Origin of the sequence: Alteromonas sp. S005, assembly GCF_036864475.1 — a bacterium.
GTDB lineage: Bacteria > Pseudomonadota > Gammaproteobacteria > Enterobacterales > Alteromonadaceae > Alteromonas.
On the sequence record NZ_JAZETN010000005.1, the window covers coordinates 167308 to 182788 of the forward strand.

Annotated in this window: 13 protein-coding genes; 4 read left to right on the forward strand and 9 right to left on the reverse strand. The window is 45.7% G+C overall.

Going from position 1 to position 15481, the window contains the following annotated elements:
* The 4 genes from V7R55_RS08725 to V7R55_RS08740 all read right to left on the reverse strand — a co-directional run bounded on the left by V7R55_RS08725 (nucleotide 1) and on the right by V7R55_RS08740 (nucleotide 7870).
* Entirely contained in the window at nucleotides 1-2931 is a 2931-nt protein-coding gene (locus tag V7R55_RS08725; RefSeq protein WP_334059136.1) for a nitrate reductase, read from the reverse strand.
* 86 nt (nucleotides 2932-3017) lie between these two features.
* A complete protein-coding gene (nirD, locus tag V7R55_RS08730) occupies nucleotides 3018-3389 on the reverse strand; it encodes a nitrite reductase small subunit NirD (RefSeq protein ID WP_014975661.1) in 372 nt (123 codons plus the stop codon).
* Between the two features lie 36 nt (nucleotides 3390-3425).
* Nucleotides 3426-5975, reverse strand: a complete 2550-nt coding sequence (nirB, locus tag V7R55_RS08735) for a nitrite reductase large subunit NirB (protein WP_334059137.1) — start codon at nucleotides 5973-5975, stop codon at nucleotides 3426-3428.
* A gap of 329 nt (nucleotides 5976-6304) precedes the next feature.
* On the reverse strand, nucleotides 6305-7870 hold the full coding sequence (locus V7R55_RS08740; RefSeq protein ID WP_334059138.1) for a SulP family inorganic anion transporter: 1566 nt from the start codon (nucleotides 7868-7870) through the stop codon (nucleotides 6305-6307).
* A 434-nt stretch (nucleotides 7871-8304) separates the two neighbouring features.
* On the opposite strand from V7R55_RS08740, the gene V7R55_RS08745 reads away from it, so the two are divergent.
* Nucleotides 8305-8592 (forward strand): hypothetical protein, encoded by a 288-nt coding sequence (locus V7R55_RS08745; protein ID WP_014948232.1) that lies wholly within the window; start codon nucleotides 8305-8307, stop codon nucleotides 8590-8592.
* Between the two features lie 357 nt (nucleotides 8593-8949).
* Nucleotides 8950-10290, forward strand: coding sequence for a nitrate- and nitrite sensing domain-containing protein (locus V7R55_RS08750; protein ID WP_334059139.1), 1341 nt, complete (start codon nucleotides 8950-8952; stop codon nucleotides 10288-10290).
* Nucleotides 10291-10338: 48 nt separating this feature from the next.
* Here the strand turns inward: V7R55_RS08750 and V7R55_RS08755 are convergent, their stop codons facing one another.
* Genes V7R55_RS08755 through V7R55_RS08770 form a run of 4 tightly spaced genes read right to left on the reverse strand, consistent with a single transcriptional unit; the run spans nucleotide 10339 to nucleotide 12677 of the window.
* Entirely contained in the window at nucleotides 10339-10983 is a 645-nt protein-coding gene (locus tag V7R55_RS08755; protein WP_334059140.1) for a nucleotidyltransferase family protein, read from the reverse strand.
* Between the two features lie 2 nt (nucleotides 10984-10985).
* Nucleotides 10986-11678 carry a phosphatase PAP2 family protein gene (locus V7R55_RS08760; protein WP_014975656.1) on the reverse strand — a complete coding sequence of 231 codons (693 nt, stop codon included), beginning with the start codon at nucleotides 11676-11678 and terminating at the stop codon, nucleotides 10986-10988.
* Between the two features lie 31 nt (nucleotides 11679-11709).
* Nucleotides 11710-12030 (reverse strand): BolA family protein, encoded by a 321-nt coding sequence (locus V7R55_RS08765; protein ID WP_014948226.1) that lies wholly within the window; start codon nucleotides 12028-12030, stop codon nucleotides 11710-11712.
* Nucleotides 12031-12035: 5 nt separating this feature from the next.
* On the reverse strand, nucleotides 12036-12677 hold the full coding sequence (locus tag V7R55_RS08770) for an alpha-ketoglutarate-dependent dioxygenase AlkB family protein (protein WP_039219952.1): 642 nt from the start codon (nucleotides 12675-12677) through the stop codon (nucleotides 12036-12038).
* A 317-nt stretch (nucleotides 12678-12994) separates the two neighbouring features.
* Between V7R55_RS08770 and V7R55_RS08775 the strand changes: the two genes are divergently transcribed.
* Nucleotides 12995-14227 (forward strand): methyltransferase, encoded by a 1233-nt coding sequence (locus V7R55_RS08775; protein ID WP_014975653.1) that lies wholly within the window; start codon nucleotides 12995-12997, stop codon nucleotides 14225-14227.
* A 49-nt stretch (nucleotides 14228-14276) separates the two neighbouring features.
* The gene (locus V7R55_RS08780; RefSeq protein WP_014975652.1) at nucleotides 14277-14885 is read left to right on the forward strand and encodes a peptidylprolyl isomerase; all 609 of its coding nucleotides are present in this window, start codon (nucleotides 14277-14279) and stop codon (nucleotides 14883-14885) included.
* 37 nt (nucleotides 14886-14922) lie between these two features.
* Here the strand turns inward: V7R55_RS08780 and V7R55_RS08785 are convergent, their stop codons facing one another.
* Nucleotides 14923-15441 (reverse strand): GNAT family N-acetyltransferase, encoded by a 519-nt coding sequence (locus tag V7R55_RS08785; RefSeq protein WP_202941204.1) that lies wholly within the window; start codon nucleotides 15439-15441, stop codon nucleotides 14923-14925.
* Nucleotides 15442-15481: the final 40 nt, after the last annotated feature.

The following is a 15481-nucleotide window of genomic DNA, read 5'->3' on the forward strand; positions in this document are numbered from 1 at the left end:
CTAAACAGATTGGGTTTCTATAACTAAATGCTTGTCTATAAGCTCAGACAAGGCGGGCTTGCAAGAACCACAGTTAGTGCCGCACTTTAACTGCTGACCAAGTTCGGTTACCGATGAACAGCCTTTGGTTATGGCATCTGTAATTGTCTTTTCACGCACTTCAAAACAGCTGCAAACTACATCGCCATTTAAAAATGCTTCATCCACTTGGCCTCGTAATAAATTGCGTTGTGACTCAATGGAAATCGCCGTATTCAATAGACTGCTAAGCCACGCATTCGGTACTGACCAAGTGCTTTTTGTAGATGCCGTCACATGAGCCAAGCCTGTTTTTTCTGGCTCATCACCTAAAAATGCGGCAAAGCACAGTATGTCATCTACAAGCGCGAGACATACCGAAAAAGTGTGATGATGAAACTGTAATAGCACCGCGTTTTGCGGTAGCCGTGGTATCAAGCTTTGCGTAAATTCACGACGGCTTTTGTTCGACGCTACGTTTAACACTGATAGGGCTTCTTCAACACTACTTCCTTTTGATGTAGCGCCTTTGCCCTCAAGCGGTGTTTTATTCCAGTAATCACACACTTTCTTTAGCGTATCGTGATTATCAATACTGGGATTATCGATGCTGGGATTATCAATATTGGGGTTATCAATGTTGCTTTTTGAGTCGTGTGCCGATTGTATTTTTGGTGATAAAAAGAGTTTTCCATACGTAGCGTAACGTACAGGTGCAATAGCCACTGCAGCGTGTTTTAGTTCGGGTTGTCCTGAAATTGGGTCTACCGCACTTGTGTAAAGTGCGCCTAGCTTACTGTGAGAACCCCATTGCGCCGACCAGTGTATGGGAATGAATACTTCCCCTTGGCGCATATCCGTATCCGTTTTTACCGGGTAGATAACTGGGGCATCTTTACACACCGCACTTGTCAAAGAGACAAGATCATTATTTGCAACACCTAGCTCTGCAGCGTCTTTAGGGTTTATGTAAACAGAGGCGCTCGGCATATGAGCGAGTAACTTTGCGGCTTTACCCGTGCGCGTCATGGTATGCCATTGATCTCGAGCTCGACCGCTGTTAACTATAAAAGGGTAAGTATCTGACGTAACCTGCAGTGGTTCTTTATAGGTTACCGGAATGAGTTTAGCCTTACCGTTAGGTGTTGAAAACTGCTTGTCTTCAAAGGGACGTTTGCTGGTGAGGCTAGGTTTAGAATTTGCTTTAAAGTTAGCATCAGACGTAGGCGTATTTACACCTTTATTTACGTTTTGGAAAGGCCATTGCAAAGGCGATAGCCCATTGTATTGGGCTTCACTTAATGCTTGTAAGGGTGACAGGTCTAACTGGCGTTTACCATTATTGTGAAAGCCGGTGAGTCCAGCATATTCGCAGAATATTTGCGACGGATGAGTAAAGTTAAATGCTTCGCCAAACCCCATTTTAGCCGCCACGTCGCACATGATTTGCCAATCGTGTTTTGCACTTCCAGGTGGGGGTAATATACCCCGCTGACGTGATATACGGCGCTCTGAGTTTGTCACCGTGCCGTCTTTTTCTGACCAGCCCGTAGCGGGAAGAGCAACGTGGGCATAGTTGAGCGTATCATTCGATTCAACAATATCAGACACTACGACCATCTCACACTTTGAAAGAGCGCGCTCAACTTGGCCTCGATTGGGCATACTGACAACAGGGTTAGTCCCCATTATCCAAACAAATTTTACCTTGCCACTTTCTATTGCGTTAAAGAGGTCTACCGCTTTAAGACCCTGTCCTTTGGGCATAACGGGTGCATCCCAGTAGGACTTCACTACTTCGGTATGCTCAGGGTTTTCAAGGTCCATGTGGGCAGCTAGCATGTTAGCCAAACCACCAACTTCACGCCCCCCCATTGCATTGGGCTGGCCAGTAATAGAAAACGGGCCACAACCGTCTTTTGCAATTAAATCCATAGCTAAGTGACAGTTGATAATAGCTTGTGCTTTGTCCACACCAGCAGAAGACTGGTTTACGCCCATAGAATAAAAAGTAATGGCACTAGATGCTTCACAGAATGCGTCAAAAAAGGCCTTAAGTTTGCTTTTTTCTATATCACATACGCTAGCCACGTCATCCAGCGTTAGGGTGTTTGCACTTTCAAGTGCTTCATCAAGCCCGTCGGCATAGGTCTCGACGGTGTTTCTATCTATTCTACCTTGTGCGTCTGCATAGCTAAGTAAGCCATTAAACAACGCAACGTCGCTACCCGGTTTTATAGGAAGATGTAAGTCGGCTATCGTACAAGTTTCGGTTTTGCGTGGGTCAACAACAATGACCTTCATCGCTGGGTTCTTTAGCTTTGCTCGCTGGATGCGCTGAAAAAGTACTGGGTGGGCCCACGCCGTATTACTGCCAGTGATCACTAATAAATCTGTACACTCTAAGTCGGTGTAATCACAAGGCACCACGTCTTCCCCAAAAGCGCGCTTATAAGCAGCTACGGCTGATGACATGCAAAGTCGAGAGTTGGTATCAATATTGGCACTGCCGATATAACCTTTCATAAGTTTATTGGCAATGTAGTAGTCTTCAGTGAGAAGCTGTCCTGATACATAAAAAGCAACGGCATCCGCGCCATAATGCGCAATGGTAGATGTGATCTTATTCGCAATCACATCGGTGGCCGTGTCCCAATCCACCGATTGTCCTGCTATGGTTGGGTGAAGCAAACGTCCACTTAGGTCGTTTGTTTCAAGCAGGTTTGTTCCTTTAACACACAATCTTCCATAATTGGCGGGATGCTCTGGCGTGCCTTTAACAGTGTCCAGGGTTACGGCACGCTTGCTTACGTTGCAACTGATATCTACACCACACCCTACGCCGCAGTATGGGCATGTTGTTTGTCTTAATTGTTCAGACATCATGTCGGGTTGTCGTGTAGGCATATTCATTTCATTACCTTTTTCGGTTTCACAGCTTTTGAATGCATTTTGCTAACAGGCTTTATTCATGTGGGCGTATAAAAAAGACAGTTTGCTTAAACGCCCACAAAAACCTTTTCGCCCTCTACCTTCACAGCGTAAGCCGTGACGGAAACATCGTCGTGTTCTTTACACAGCCCGGTTTCTAAAAAGTAATGCTCTTTGTATAAAGGCGAAGCAACAACAGGTGCACCGCCTATCGACCCTAGAAGCCCGCGATAGAGTACGTTTGCTTTACCAATAGGGTCGTAGTTACTAATGGCGAAAACCTGAGTTTCGCCGTTTATCTTCAAACTGAAAATTGCCACTTGCTGTGAGTCGACAAGGGCGCAAACCCCACTGTTTGTCACTAAGTCGTTCGTCTCACAAACGTAGTGCCATTGCACTTGCTGTGGTTCTGACGCCATTACATTTTGCGCTGCTGACATAATTTGATTCTCCTAACAGGGTTGATAAGCCAGTGGCTATACCATAGAGACAGGAATGAACTGATCTTTACCTGCTACTTTTTCAGCTTCAGTAGCTGGGCGAACCTGGCCTCGCTCTGAAACAAACTGAATATTGGTGTCGCTAGCATTGCTGTTTACGAATTGACGGAAACGCTTGCGCGACTCTGGGTTTTCGATGGTGGTTTTCCATTCGCACTGATAAGCATCAACCACAGCATCCATCTGTGCTTCAAGCTCACCATTAATGCCAAGAGCATCGTTTATCACAACGTCTTGCAGGTAAGCTAACCCACCTTCTAAGTTGTCCATCCACACCGATGTACGCTGTAAGCGATCAGCCGTTTTCACGTAAAACATCAGCACGCGGTCGATGTACTTAATAAGGGTTTCGGTATCTAGGTCGGTGGCAAACAGGTCTGCATGTCGAGGCTTCATGCCGCCATTCCCGCAAACATACAGGTTCCAGCCTTGCTCGGTAGCAATAACGCCAATGTCTTTGCTTTGGGCTTCTGCGCACTCACGGGTACACCCCGAAACGGCAAATTTAATTTTGTGCGGTGCACGTAAGCCTTTGTAACGATTCTCTAAATCAATGGCAGTGCCAACAGAATCCTGAACACCGTAACGGCACCAGGTGCTGCCCACACACGATTTCACAGTACGCAGTGCCTTCGCGTAGGCGTGGCCGGTTTCAAAACCACCAGCGACCAGTTTTTCCCAGATATCAGGTAAGTGCTCTACGCGCGCTCCAAATAAATCAATGCGCTGACCACCTGTGATCTTGGTGTACAGGTTGTATTCTTTTGCCACTTCACCTAGCAGAATCAACTTCTCAGGCGTTATTTCGCCACCAGGTACACGCGGTACAACGGAATACGTGCCATCTTTTTGCATGTTGCCAAGGTAGATATCGTTGGTGTCTTGCAGAGGAAGATGTGAAGCCTTAAGAATGTAGTCGTTATACACCGAGGCTAAAATTGAGCCGACAGCGGGCTTACAAATTTCACACCCTAGACCTTCACCATGCTGCTCTAGTAGCTCGTCGAAGGTGCGAATGCCGTTTACCTTAACGATGTGAAAGAGTTCTTGTCGGGTGTAATTGAAGTGCTCACAAATGGCTTTCGATACTTCCACACCGCGCTTTTCAAGCTCGCTGTCTACCACATTTTTAAGTAGAGCGGCACAGCCTCCACAACCTGTACTGGCCTTAGTTTCACCTTTTACATCGCCAACGCTACAACAGCCGCCTTCAATGGCTGAAACAATATCGCCCTTTGTCACATTTAGGCATGAACAAATAGACGCGGTGTCTGGCAGTGCATCGGCACCTAGCGCCGGTGCAGCATCGGATGAGGGCAGAATTAGGCTTTCTGGGTGTTCAGGTAATTCAATATTATTAAGTGCATACTGTAGGAGCGTGTCGTAGTCGCTGGTATCGCCAACGAGTACAGCACCAAGCACGTACTTTTGCTCGCTATCTACCACCAGCTTTTTATACACGCCCTCGGGCTGATTTAAGTACGTGTAGCTAAGCGCTCCGTCTGTGCGTTCATGGGCATCGCCAATTGAGCCCACTTCTACGCCCATTAGCTTGAGTTTAGTGCTCATATCTGCGCCAGCGAACTCGGCATCGCCACCTGTAATATGACTTACGGCCGTGCGTGCCATGGTGTAGCCAGGTGCAACAAGACCAAAGATTTTGTTATCCCACAGCGCACATTCACCCACAGCGTAAATGTTCGGGTCAGACGTCACGCAGTGGTTATCAATAACAATACCGCCGCGCTCACCCAGTGTTAGCGCTGACTTTCTGCCGAGCTGGTCGGAAGGTCGAATACCAGCAGAAAATAAAATCATGTCAGTTTCTAGTGCAGTGCCGTCAGCAAACACCATTTTATAGCGGCAGGTATCACCGGCCTCGATAGTTTGGGTGGCCTTTTGGGTATGAACCGTAACGCCTAAATCTTCAATTTTGTCTTTAAGCACGTTACCACCAGCTTGGTCTAGCTGCACTGCCATAAGCTGAGGCGCAAATTCTACTACGTGAGTGTCTAGCCCAGCTTGCTTTAGGGCATTCGCGGCTTCTAAACCTAGAAGACCGCCGCCAACGACAACACCAACTTTGCTCACCGCGGCTGACGCTTCAATGGCGAGTAGGTCGTCAATGGTGCGATACACTAAGCAATGCTCTTGATCGTTGCCTGGAATAGGTGGAACAAATGGGTATGAGCCCGTGGCTAGCACCAGCTTGTCGTAGCTAAACACCTGCCCTTCTGAAGTCGTGACTTTATTATTGTCACGGTCAATATCGGTAACTAAAGCATTGGTGACGACATTGATTCCCCATTCGGCGTACTGAGCGGGTGTAGCAAGCGCTAGGTCATCAGCACTCGCGCCACTAAAAAATGATGACAGATAAACGCGGTCGTATGCGAGGCGAGATTCGCCGCATAAAACGGTTATTTCTACATTGGCATCGCTTTGGTGAAGCTGTTCAACAAAATGGTGCCCCACCATGCCGTTGCCTACGACGACAATTTGCGTTTTTGAGTCCAATGAAGTCATGATATTCCCCTTTTTTCGGGACAAAAAAAAGCCCGCTTCAACTTTCGTTGATGCGGGCTTCGTTGCCTATTTTGCTAGTACTGACACTTAAGACCAGCATACTCTAACTAACACATTTTACGGAGTGTTATAAATCACACAATTTTTCAGCGATTGACACAAATCACCAAAACACACTTTACGCTTATAGCTATCCAAGTTCAGTGCCAAAACCGTAATCCGTTGTTTTTATTTGATTTACTAAAAAACAGGTATTATTCAGACTTCAAAACTGCACCAAACAAACGCAAACCTGTGTTCACTTGGTGCATTAAGAACTATCAAATAAATTAGGCCAGTTTATCCGTTGCTACACGGTAGCGAGGGTCTTCGACTACGTTAATTTCAACAAATTTGTCGGCCTTGCGAAGCAGTGAGCGACACTCATCGCTAATATGGCGAATGTGTAGCTTCTTACCTTGCTCTTCGTATTTATCTGCAAGGGTATCTAGTGCGTCGATACCTGATGAATCCCAGATACGAGAGTCTTTAAAATCGATAACTACATCTTCTGGGTCGTTAGCGATATCAAACAAGTCTTTGAAATGGGTTACCGAGCCAAAGAACAGCGGGCCGTCTAGCTCATAGACTTTCCAGCCGTCGTTATCAATATGCGACTTCGCTTCGATATGACGGGCGTGTTTCCATGCAAATACAAGGGCTGAAACGATAACACCCACTACCACCGCAATGGCAAGGTCGGCAATAACCGTGACACCTGTTACTAGAAATAGCACAAAGGCATCTTCTTTGTTTACGCCGCGAATAATTCTGAATGACGCCCACTCGAAGGTAGCGATAACCACTACGAACATTACGCCAACAAGAGCAGCAAGCGGGATCATTTCAATCAGCGGTGCAGCAAATAGAATGAAGCCCAATAGTACAAGTGCGGCAGTAATACCGGATAAGCGACCACGGCCGCCAGAGTTTATATTGATCATGCTTTGACCAATCATGGCACAACCGCCCATACCGCCAAAGAATCCGTTAACCGTATTTGCAACGCCCTGGCCAACACACTCTTTATTACCTCGACCGCGGGTATCGGTCATTTCATCAATTAATGAAAGAGTAAGAAGCGATTCAATAAGACCAACCAAGCAAAGAATTACTGAGGTTGGTAGTACTATCATAAATGTTTCCCAAGTGAACGGAACCATAGGAATAGCGAAGCTAGGAAGCTCGCCTGCAAGTGTTGCAGTGTCGCGCTGGTCAGCCGGTAGCAAGTCACGAACAAAGTCGATTACCGTACGTGCTTCTAAGTCGAGGCCGTGTACTAATGCGGTTACCGTAACAATCGCTACTAGCGAGGCAGGAACGGCTTTTGTGAGCTTAGGCAGTAAATAGATAATGGCCATGGTTAACGCTACAAGCCCTAGCATCCAGTACAGCAGTGTACCTTCCATCCACTGCAGTTCTCCAGCAGCGTTGGTGACTTTAAACTGACCTAACTGAGCTAAGAAAATAACGATAGCAAGACCGTTTACAAAGCCAAGCATTACCGGATACGGCACTAAGCGGATAAACTTTCCGAGCTTGAAAATACCGCACAATATTTGCAGTAATCCAGCCAAAATAACCGCGGCAAATAAATACTGCACGCCGTGTTGGGCAACCAGTGCCACCATTACAACGGCCATGGCGCCGGTAGCACCAGAAATCATTCCTGGTCGGCCACCAATAGCGGAAGTGATTAAGCCCATCATGAAAGCCGCATAAAGACCAATCATTGGTTCTACGCCGGCTACAAATGCGAATGCAACGGCTTCAGGAACCAAGGCAAGCGCCACGGTAATACCTGATAGCACGTCATTTTTAACGTTGCTGTCTTTACTGGTAATTAAATCGAACATGTTCTCTCAGAAGCTAGGATGTTAAACACAACAACCTACCGTGGCGTACACTGCGTTACAGCAGAACACCAAGTGGGTAGGAGAATTTTTCGGCGATTCTATCACCATTGTTGCTTAAAATCTTTTAATAGATTGTTACTACGGCCTGTTGAACGTTGATGTACAGCAAAGATCAACAAGCCCCCGTCCAAACTACTTGGCGCTTACGTGATAAGCACAAGGCTCTTTGCACCATTTCTAATACTGTGAGCTTGTCAATTTTTCATGTAAGGCCTCAGGGCTTAATTTAATAGCGAATGCTGACAAATTGCATCGTACATGGCATCGTATAAAGGTTTTTATTCACCGCGTCGTTCAATGCGCTTCGATTTCTAATACGGGGCTACGATAAGACGTCGCAATAAGGCACAAGTCTTATTCAACGAGGAGTTAAAGTGGTACCTTATATTCTGACCATTTTGTGCGTGCTAGTGGCAGGCGCTATACATTGGATGTCGCCGAAGGCTTATTGGAAAGCCACTATTATGTCGACCGCCGTTATTTTACTATTTTCTGTAGCGGCATTGTTCATCTTTAAAGCATCAGGAATGCTGGTTAGCGAGCACACAGGCGAGAATGCTGATTTTTCAGGACAAATGCTAACCATCACCACAATGATTGCCTTCTTCGGTTTCTTAATATCGCTGTTTGTAGGCTGGTTTCTTCGCGTAGTCAGAAACTAATTTGGAAAGCAAAACCACATAGTTTGCGAGGCTGCACCATTTTGGCGCAGCCTCTTGCCTCTCAACTTCCCTCTTAACGCCGCTAACCTTCCCGTCCCCCCTTATAAAGTCACCTTAAGTAAAAATTCCAGTCACACCACATGCCGCGAAATGTCAGCACTCCGAGCGTTTTTGTTCACGCTAACGCTTATCTTCATCAATTCTAATAAACAGGGCATAAGTGTTGCTTGGTAGACGTATTGCTCTGCTGAGTCCAGGGGGCTAAAAGCAAAGAGTTTCAAAAAATCGTTTCGCCAATAGATGCACTCATCAAGAAAAAATTCGAAACGTGTGTACCAAAGATTAGCAGGCCTTAATATGCTTCATGAACCAGAACAGACCATTGCGCTGTGTAGCGACGCTACTAAGCGCTTTTTGCTAGCGGCAAAGCACGCCGAAATAACTGTGCTTGAGCAATTATCTAGTAATTGTCGAATTGTAATTGCGGTTCGTGAGCTTATTCATGAACTGCAAAAAGAACGTGGGGCCAGCAACATCTTTCTTGCTTCAAAGGGCGAACGTTATAGTGTTGAGCGAATGCAGTATATCGGTGCTAGCGAACAAGCGGAGTCTTTGTTAAAAAGCCATTTAAAGTCCCTCTACCTGACAGATGAAATCACTACGGGTAACCCGCGGTTGTTGAGCAGCATTACACTTGCTATGCAGGCGACGGACTACCTGCCCAGACTGAGAGAACAAGTAAGCAAGCAGCTGCTGACACCACTGGAATCCACCCGAGCATATAGTCGCTTAGTGGCCAGTTTACTTACTGTTATCTTTGAAGCAGCAGATATTGCAAGCGACCCAACAATAACCCGCTTACTGGTTGCTCTGTTCAATTTTATGCAGGCAAAAGAATACGCGGGGCAAGAGCGGGCGTGGGGCGCTATTGGTTTCGCAGAAACTCATTTCGATGTTCGCCTTTGTGAAAAGCTAGCCGCACTTCAGCACGCACAAGAACATCACTTCAGTATATTCTGTGAGTTTAGCTGTAAACCGCATAAAGAAGCACTAGAAGCGTTAAACAAAAGCCCTGCTGCAATCGATATTACACAGCTTAGAAATATGATTGCACAGCTTGGTGACGGCAGTCCGATTGCCGGAGAAATATCGGAAGTTTGGTTTGATGTAGCAACACGTCGAATGGATGCAATGCAGACTATCGAAGTGGCGCTCACTGAGGCCCTTACTCAGCAAGCTAACAGTAAAGTGGCCGATGCAAAAAATGAGATGGCCAATCATCAGCAGTTGCTTACGCGCTTCAATGATGAACACGCTACTGATGGCTCACCGCTCACCTTATTGTTCGATCCAAGTATGCCTGGGCTCGCGGAAGACACCAAAGAAGACGAAATCAAAACGCTATCACTTAACGAGCAAACGAAGACTTTATCTGCTCACCGCTCTTTTTATGATTTACTGCGTTCACAGGCCCAACACATAGAAGATATGGGTCGGGAGCTCGAAGAGGCCAAGCGTGCAATACAGGAACAAAAACTGATTGGGCGAGCAAAACTGGTAGTAATGGAGCAATTCGGATTAAGCGAAAATAATGCGTATCGTCGACTGCAAAAACAAGCTATGAGCGAAAATACGACCATAGCGGCTATTGCCGCTAAGATAGTAAATATTACAACAAAGACTACTGCTCAAAGGTAGCTACTCTCAATTGAGTCACTTCTAGTTTAATTAAGCGCGTTCTAGCTCTTAAGGAGAAACTAAAGTCAACAAAGGCCAAACAGTAAGCCAATTCTTAGAAGCAAGTCGCTGTTTAAAAACTTCGGGTCTTGGATATTTTGGGTTAATACTTATGGTGCCGGCGAAGTTTGCTTCCAAACCAAATGGCGCGAGTATGTCTAAATCATCATTGGCTAAAAGACGAACCGCAACACAGGTTTCTCGTTCTATCCAATACGAAATAGCGTCTTGGCAATTTTGATAGGGAGCGTGCGCGTGAGCTACGTGCATACGCGCTTGGTTTTTAACTTGCCAATTAGCTTGAGGAACCATACGCGCTAGCTCGCGTTCAATGGCTTGTTCTTGTGCTTTCAGCCCTGGTTTAGCAGCTGCAGAATTTGGTGAGTAAGCTTGCGGTTGAGGTACTGATTCCAATGTATTATCGGCACTCGCAACACTTTGCGGCGGATTAATTTCACCACTAAAGTAAATCACATCAATATCGTTAAGCGGAGTTGGTGTCGCTCTTGCGTGTAACTCATCCCATATGGCATTTCGAACAAATCCAGCACCAATGTACCCTTGCGGTAAATCGAGCGCTCTCAAAGCGCGAAGGCAACGCATGCGAAAAGGATCCCGCTTAATAATGTCGCCTAGCCGTTTGAGCTCTTGCACGTTTAACCTTCGTCTTTTATACGCAGTTTGCGTTTCCACTTGATGATATAAAAGCAAAAGGCAGCCATACTGCCACCAGCAAACCACCCTGCAATAATGTCGCTAGGCCAATGCACGCCCAATAAAATGCGGCTTAAGCCAATACAAAATACAAGAAAGGTGGCTGCCATGTAGATCCACACTTTTACTGAAGCGTTTTGCGTGAAGTACGTTAACAAATAGGCGATATAGAAATAAACAAGCGTAGATAAGGTAGCATGTGCAGAGGGGAAGCTTTGTGTATACACACTTACATCCTGCATGGGCAGCGGAGGACGAGGCCTGTCGATGCCAGCTTTGAGTAAGAAAGTCGTTGCGATCCCCACGGCAACAGCAATCAAAAAAGTCAGTGCCTTTTTCTTTTCACCGGCCATCGCCAAGGCTCCGGCAACTGAAATCGTGACAAAGATAAGTGCCGTATTACTGCCTAACGCGGTGATATCGCGAAGCGCGTCTTCTTTCCAACCCGATACATTGCCTGCTTCGCTAATTACATTGAATAACGCATTGTCAAACGTAGTCAGCACGCCCATGTAGACAAACAACATCATAAGCAAAAAACCGGTGCCAAGTAGTAACACCTGAATAGAGGGTGTTTTAATGATGTCTAAGTAAGAGGCTAGCGCGCCGCTGTTTTTTGTTTCACTGCTTGTCATAAATCTACTTCCATTTAGTACAAAAAGAGCGTTATTGGTCGTGCTTGCTACCACCTAGGCAGTTTGGCGATACCATAGATTGCCCACCTCGAGCTTCCCACTCTGTAGGCGTATACGTGTGAAGTGCCAACGCATGAACAGGCCCCTGCAGCGCTTCAGCCGCAAGACCGTTAATTTCTCTGTGTCTCGCTATTAAGCGCTTACCCTCAAAGGCATCACTCACTACCGTTACTTTGAAATGACTTTGAGCCCCTTCTGGAACATTGTGCATAAAACTCTCATCTACAACCTCGAGAAAACTCGGATTAAGTGCAGCTTCAATCGTAGTTTCCAGAAACGCTTTTACTTGCATTTGGCTTACCTTGTTCTGTGAATAAGATGTCGGAATGTAAGATTAATTCTACCACCGATAGGCTTAGCCGTCTTCGCAATACCGTGCACATAATGACTTTGTGTTGTTCCTGCCATAATTAATACACTGCCGTGCTCAAGCACCTGCGTATACTTTTCCTTTGTTTCTTTGTGCTTAAAAACAAAGGGCCTTGCTTCACCTAAGGTGACGGATGCAATAACCGGGTTTATACCCAACTCAGGCTCATCATCTGAATGAAAGCTCATGCTATCTTGTCCGTCACGATACCAATTCGCTAACACACTGTTGAACTTTGTATTTTGGGTTGCAGCACATAACGCTTCACAACAATCCTTAATGCTTAAAAGGCTGTTCGTCCACGGATTTGGCGACATGGTTAAATTCGAATAGGTATAGGTGCAATCGTCATCGCCGTGCCAGCTCTGAAGGCGGGGAATTTTTACCGGCTTGCCAAACAATCTGATCGAGTCCTGACGCCAGGGTAACTCGGCCTTCAGTAACTCAAAAAAAGTATCTGCATCATTTTTTGATAGCGCCTGAGGAAAATAAGTGACATCGCCCTCTGACAGCGGCAGCTTATGAGATGAGCTATTGTTTTCTGACGTCTCGAAAAGAGAAAACTGCATGCGTAACTATGATATTTCCGGTGATTTTAAATTTTGGCTATGGGCACTTGATCTCAAAAGTGCTTAAACACACCTTTGAAGTTCCCCCAATTACACCTTAATTACGCATGCATTGCTAATGTGGATTTTTCTGCGAGATTTAAAAGTGATTCTGCAACCAGTACATTGTTACCACCAACAGCGCACTGCATAAGAATAACACGTTAATGGCTAGAGCCGCGTAGCTGATATGATAAGATAGGCAACGCGAACACAAACCAACTAGGCATTCCCAAAAGTATGTGAGTGCTTTGAGCCTTCTCTGAAAACAGATTCCAATGAATACAGAATTTATTTTTGCCGACCGACAATTCTCGCTTATTCGCTACCCTGAAAAGCACCAGCACATAAGCCTTCAAGCATGGGATAGCGCTGATGAACTCGTTATTGAGCACATTGAGAGCTTATTAAGTGAAGCGTCGCTTTCAATTGGCAGTGGTGACAATGATGGCTCAATGATGATTTTTAACGACGATTTCGGCGCGTTAGGTTGTTGGTTTTCGCACTTAGCACCTTACTGGGTATCTGACTCCTACATATCTTTGCGATCACTCTCTGAGAATTTAAAAGCCAATCATTTACTGGGTAATGCAGAAACGAGCAATAAAAACGGCCTGCTAACCGCGCCGCTGAAAACCTTGACTAGCGTGCAAAGCTTAACGTTTAAGCCAGAAAAGGCGCCGAGTCTTGTTGTGCTGAAGGTCCCCCGCGCCCTTGCACTTCTTGAACAGCAGCTTATTGATTTACAAAAATATATAACACCTGACACGCGTGTTATCGCAACCGGTAAAGTGAAGACCATCACAAAATCCGTACTCAACCTATTTGAACGATATATTGGCCCCACCACCACGTCCCTTGCCAAGAAGAAATCGCGGCTTGTGTTCGCTTCGCCTCGTGAGTCAATAAAACTATCTGACTCGCCCTATCCGACGCGCTGGCAGTGTAAAAGTACGATGGGAATGGCGTTAACTATAGACAATCTGGCGAATACGTTTTCCCGACAGTCATTAGATATAGGCGCTCGCATTATGCTTGAACATATGACGGTGAGCGCTAATGATGTGGTGGTAGATTTAGGCTGCGGCAACGGAGTACTGGGGGTTAATGCCCTTTCTCTTGCCCCTGATGCCAAAGTAATATTTGTGGATGAGTCCTATATGGCGTTAGAAAGTGCCAGACTCAATGTGCTCAACAACTTCCCGGATAAAATTGATCAATGTGAGTTTGTTGCAAGTAATTGCCTTGAAACATTAATCAATAGAGAGAATAAACCTGCTGTTACCAAAATTCTGTGTAACCCACCGTTTCATCAACAAAACGCAATCACTGACCATATTGCATGGCAAATGTTCACTGATTCCCGGGACGTACTTATTAAAAGCGGTCACTTAGTGGTGGTTGGTAACCGACACCTCGACTATCACATTAAACTTAAAAAGTTGTTTGGTGGCGCTAAGGTACTTGCGAGTGACAAAAAGTTCGTTATCTTAGGCACTGCAAAACGATAAGCGATCAAAAAACATGCGCGAATTAAGGAAAACATTTAAAGGCATTTTTATGAAGAAAATACTTTTATCACTGCTGACCGCTATCATGCTAATAGGCAGCAGTTCACCCGTTATGGCCAAGAAAGACGATGGGTCTCAGGTTCAGCCAGATAACTATTACCCTCGGGTGAAAATAGAAACCACCATGGGCGATATTGTGGTTGAACTGGACAGAAGACGTGCGCCAATTACCGTAAATAACTTTCTTCGTTATGTTGATAAGCGCGCCTACGAAGACACCATTTTTCACCGCATCGTGCCTGGTTTTGTTGTGCAAGGTGGTGGTTATACGGCTGACTTCAACGGCAAGTCGAACTTTCCAGATATCTTCAATGAGTCTGGTAACGGTTTGACTAACGATCTGCACACTATTGCAATGGCAAGACAAGGTGACCCGCATACCGCAAACCGACAATTTTTCTTCAACGTGAATGACAACAGCAGCTTAAACCCCGGAAGAGACTGGGGCTACGCGGTTTTTGGCGTAATTGTTGAAGGCGAAGATATTGTTGATGCCATGTCGGAAGTAGAAACTGAATATTCGATTCGCCTTAACGCGAATAACGTACCCATTGAGCCGATCATTATTAAAAAGATGACCGTGTTACCGCCCTTATAGCGATTAACAGATACAAGCAGCCATAAAGAGCAATGCTCTATGGCTGTAATTCCAACCTGAACAAATGCTGTTTTGGGAAGGTTTTGTCGAAGTAAAAGCCCTGCTTGTTAAATCCTAAGCGCTGTAAAAGCTTCTGCGACGCCATATTTTCTGGGTGCGTCATGGCTGTTAAAAAACGATAGCCCTTAGACGCAGACCACGCAATAACACACTGACATGCCTCGTAACATATACCCTTACCTCTTGCTTCAGGCAGCATGGCAAAGCCTAAATCTGGACATTCAAATGCAAAGCGATTGAAGAGACCACAAACCCCTAACGGTTGTTTGGTTTTGGTTAATTCAACAGCAAGCAGGCCATACCCCCACTCTTCGCGCTGCGCATTCGTTTTGCCAATGTAATCACACGCATCGTCCACTGTATTAACGTTCTTACTTCCAATGAATTTTAGCCATAGCGGGTCCTGCTGCAGAGCGAGCACCCAATGTTTATCATTATAAGTCAGTGGCCGTAGCGTTATTTTATCGTTTGTAAAAATAGCGGTGTTTGTGTTCACACTAGTCCTTTTGGCAAAGTTTTTATGACGCGCATGTAGT

Excerpts from the sequence above, each read along its gene's own strand:
- V7R55_RS08725 (WP_334059136.1), bottom strand. The coding sequence starts at position 2,931 with ATGAATATGCCTACACGACAACCCGACATGATGTCTGAACAATTAAGA.
- nirD (WP_014975661.1), bottom strand. The coding sequence starts at position 3,389 with ATGTCAGCAGCGCAAAATGTAATGGCGTCAGAACCACAGCAAGTGCAA.
- nirB (WP_334059137.1), bottom strand. The coding sequence starts at position 5,975 with ATGACTTCATTGGACTCAAAAACGCAAATTGTCGTCGTAGGCAACGGC.
- V7R55_RS08740 (WP_334059138.1), bottom strand. The coding sequence starts at position 7,870 with ATGTTCGATTTAATTACCAGTAAAGACAGCAACGTTAAAAATGACGTG.
- V7R55_RS08750 (WP_334059139.1), top strand. The coding sequence starts at position 8,950 with ATGCTTCATGAACCAGAACAGACCATTGCGCTGTGTAGCGACGCTACT.
- V7R55_RS08760 (WP_014975656.1), bottom strand. The coding sequence starts at position 11,678 with ATGACAAGCAGTGAAACAAAAAACAGCGGCGCGCTAGCCTCTTACTTA.
- V7R55_RS08765 (WP_014948226.1), bottom strand. The coding sequence starts at position 12,030 with ATGCAAGTAAAAGCGTTTCTGGAAACTACGATTGAAGCTGCACTTAAT.
- V7R55_RS08770 (WP_039219952.1), bottom strand. The coding sequence starts at position 12,677 with ATGCAGTTTTCTCTTTTCGAGACGTCAGAAAACAATAGCTCATCTCAT.
- V7R55_RS08775 (WP_014975653.1), top strand. The coding sequence starts at position 12,995 with ATGAATACAGAATTTATTTTTGCCGACCGACAATTCTCGCTTATTCGC.
- V7R55_RS08780 (WP_014975652.1), top strand. The coding sequence starts at position 14,277 with ATGAAGAAAATACTTTTATCACTGCTGACCGCTATCATGCTAATAGGC.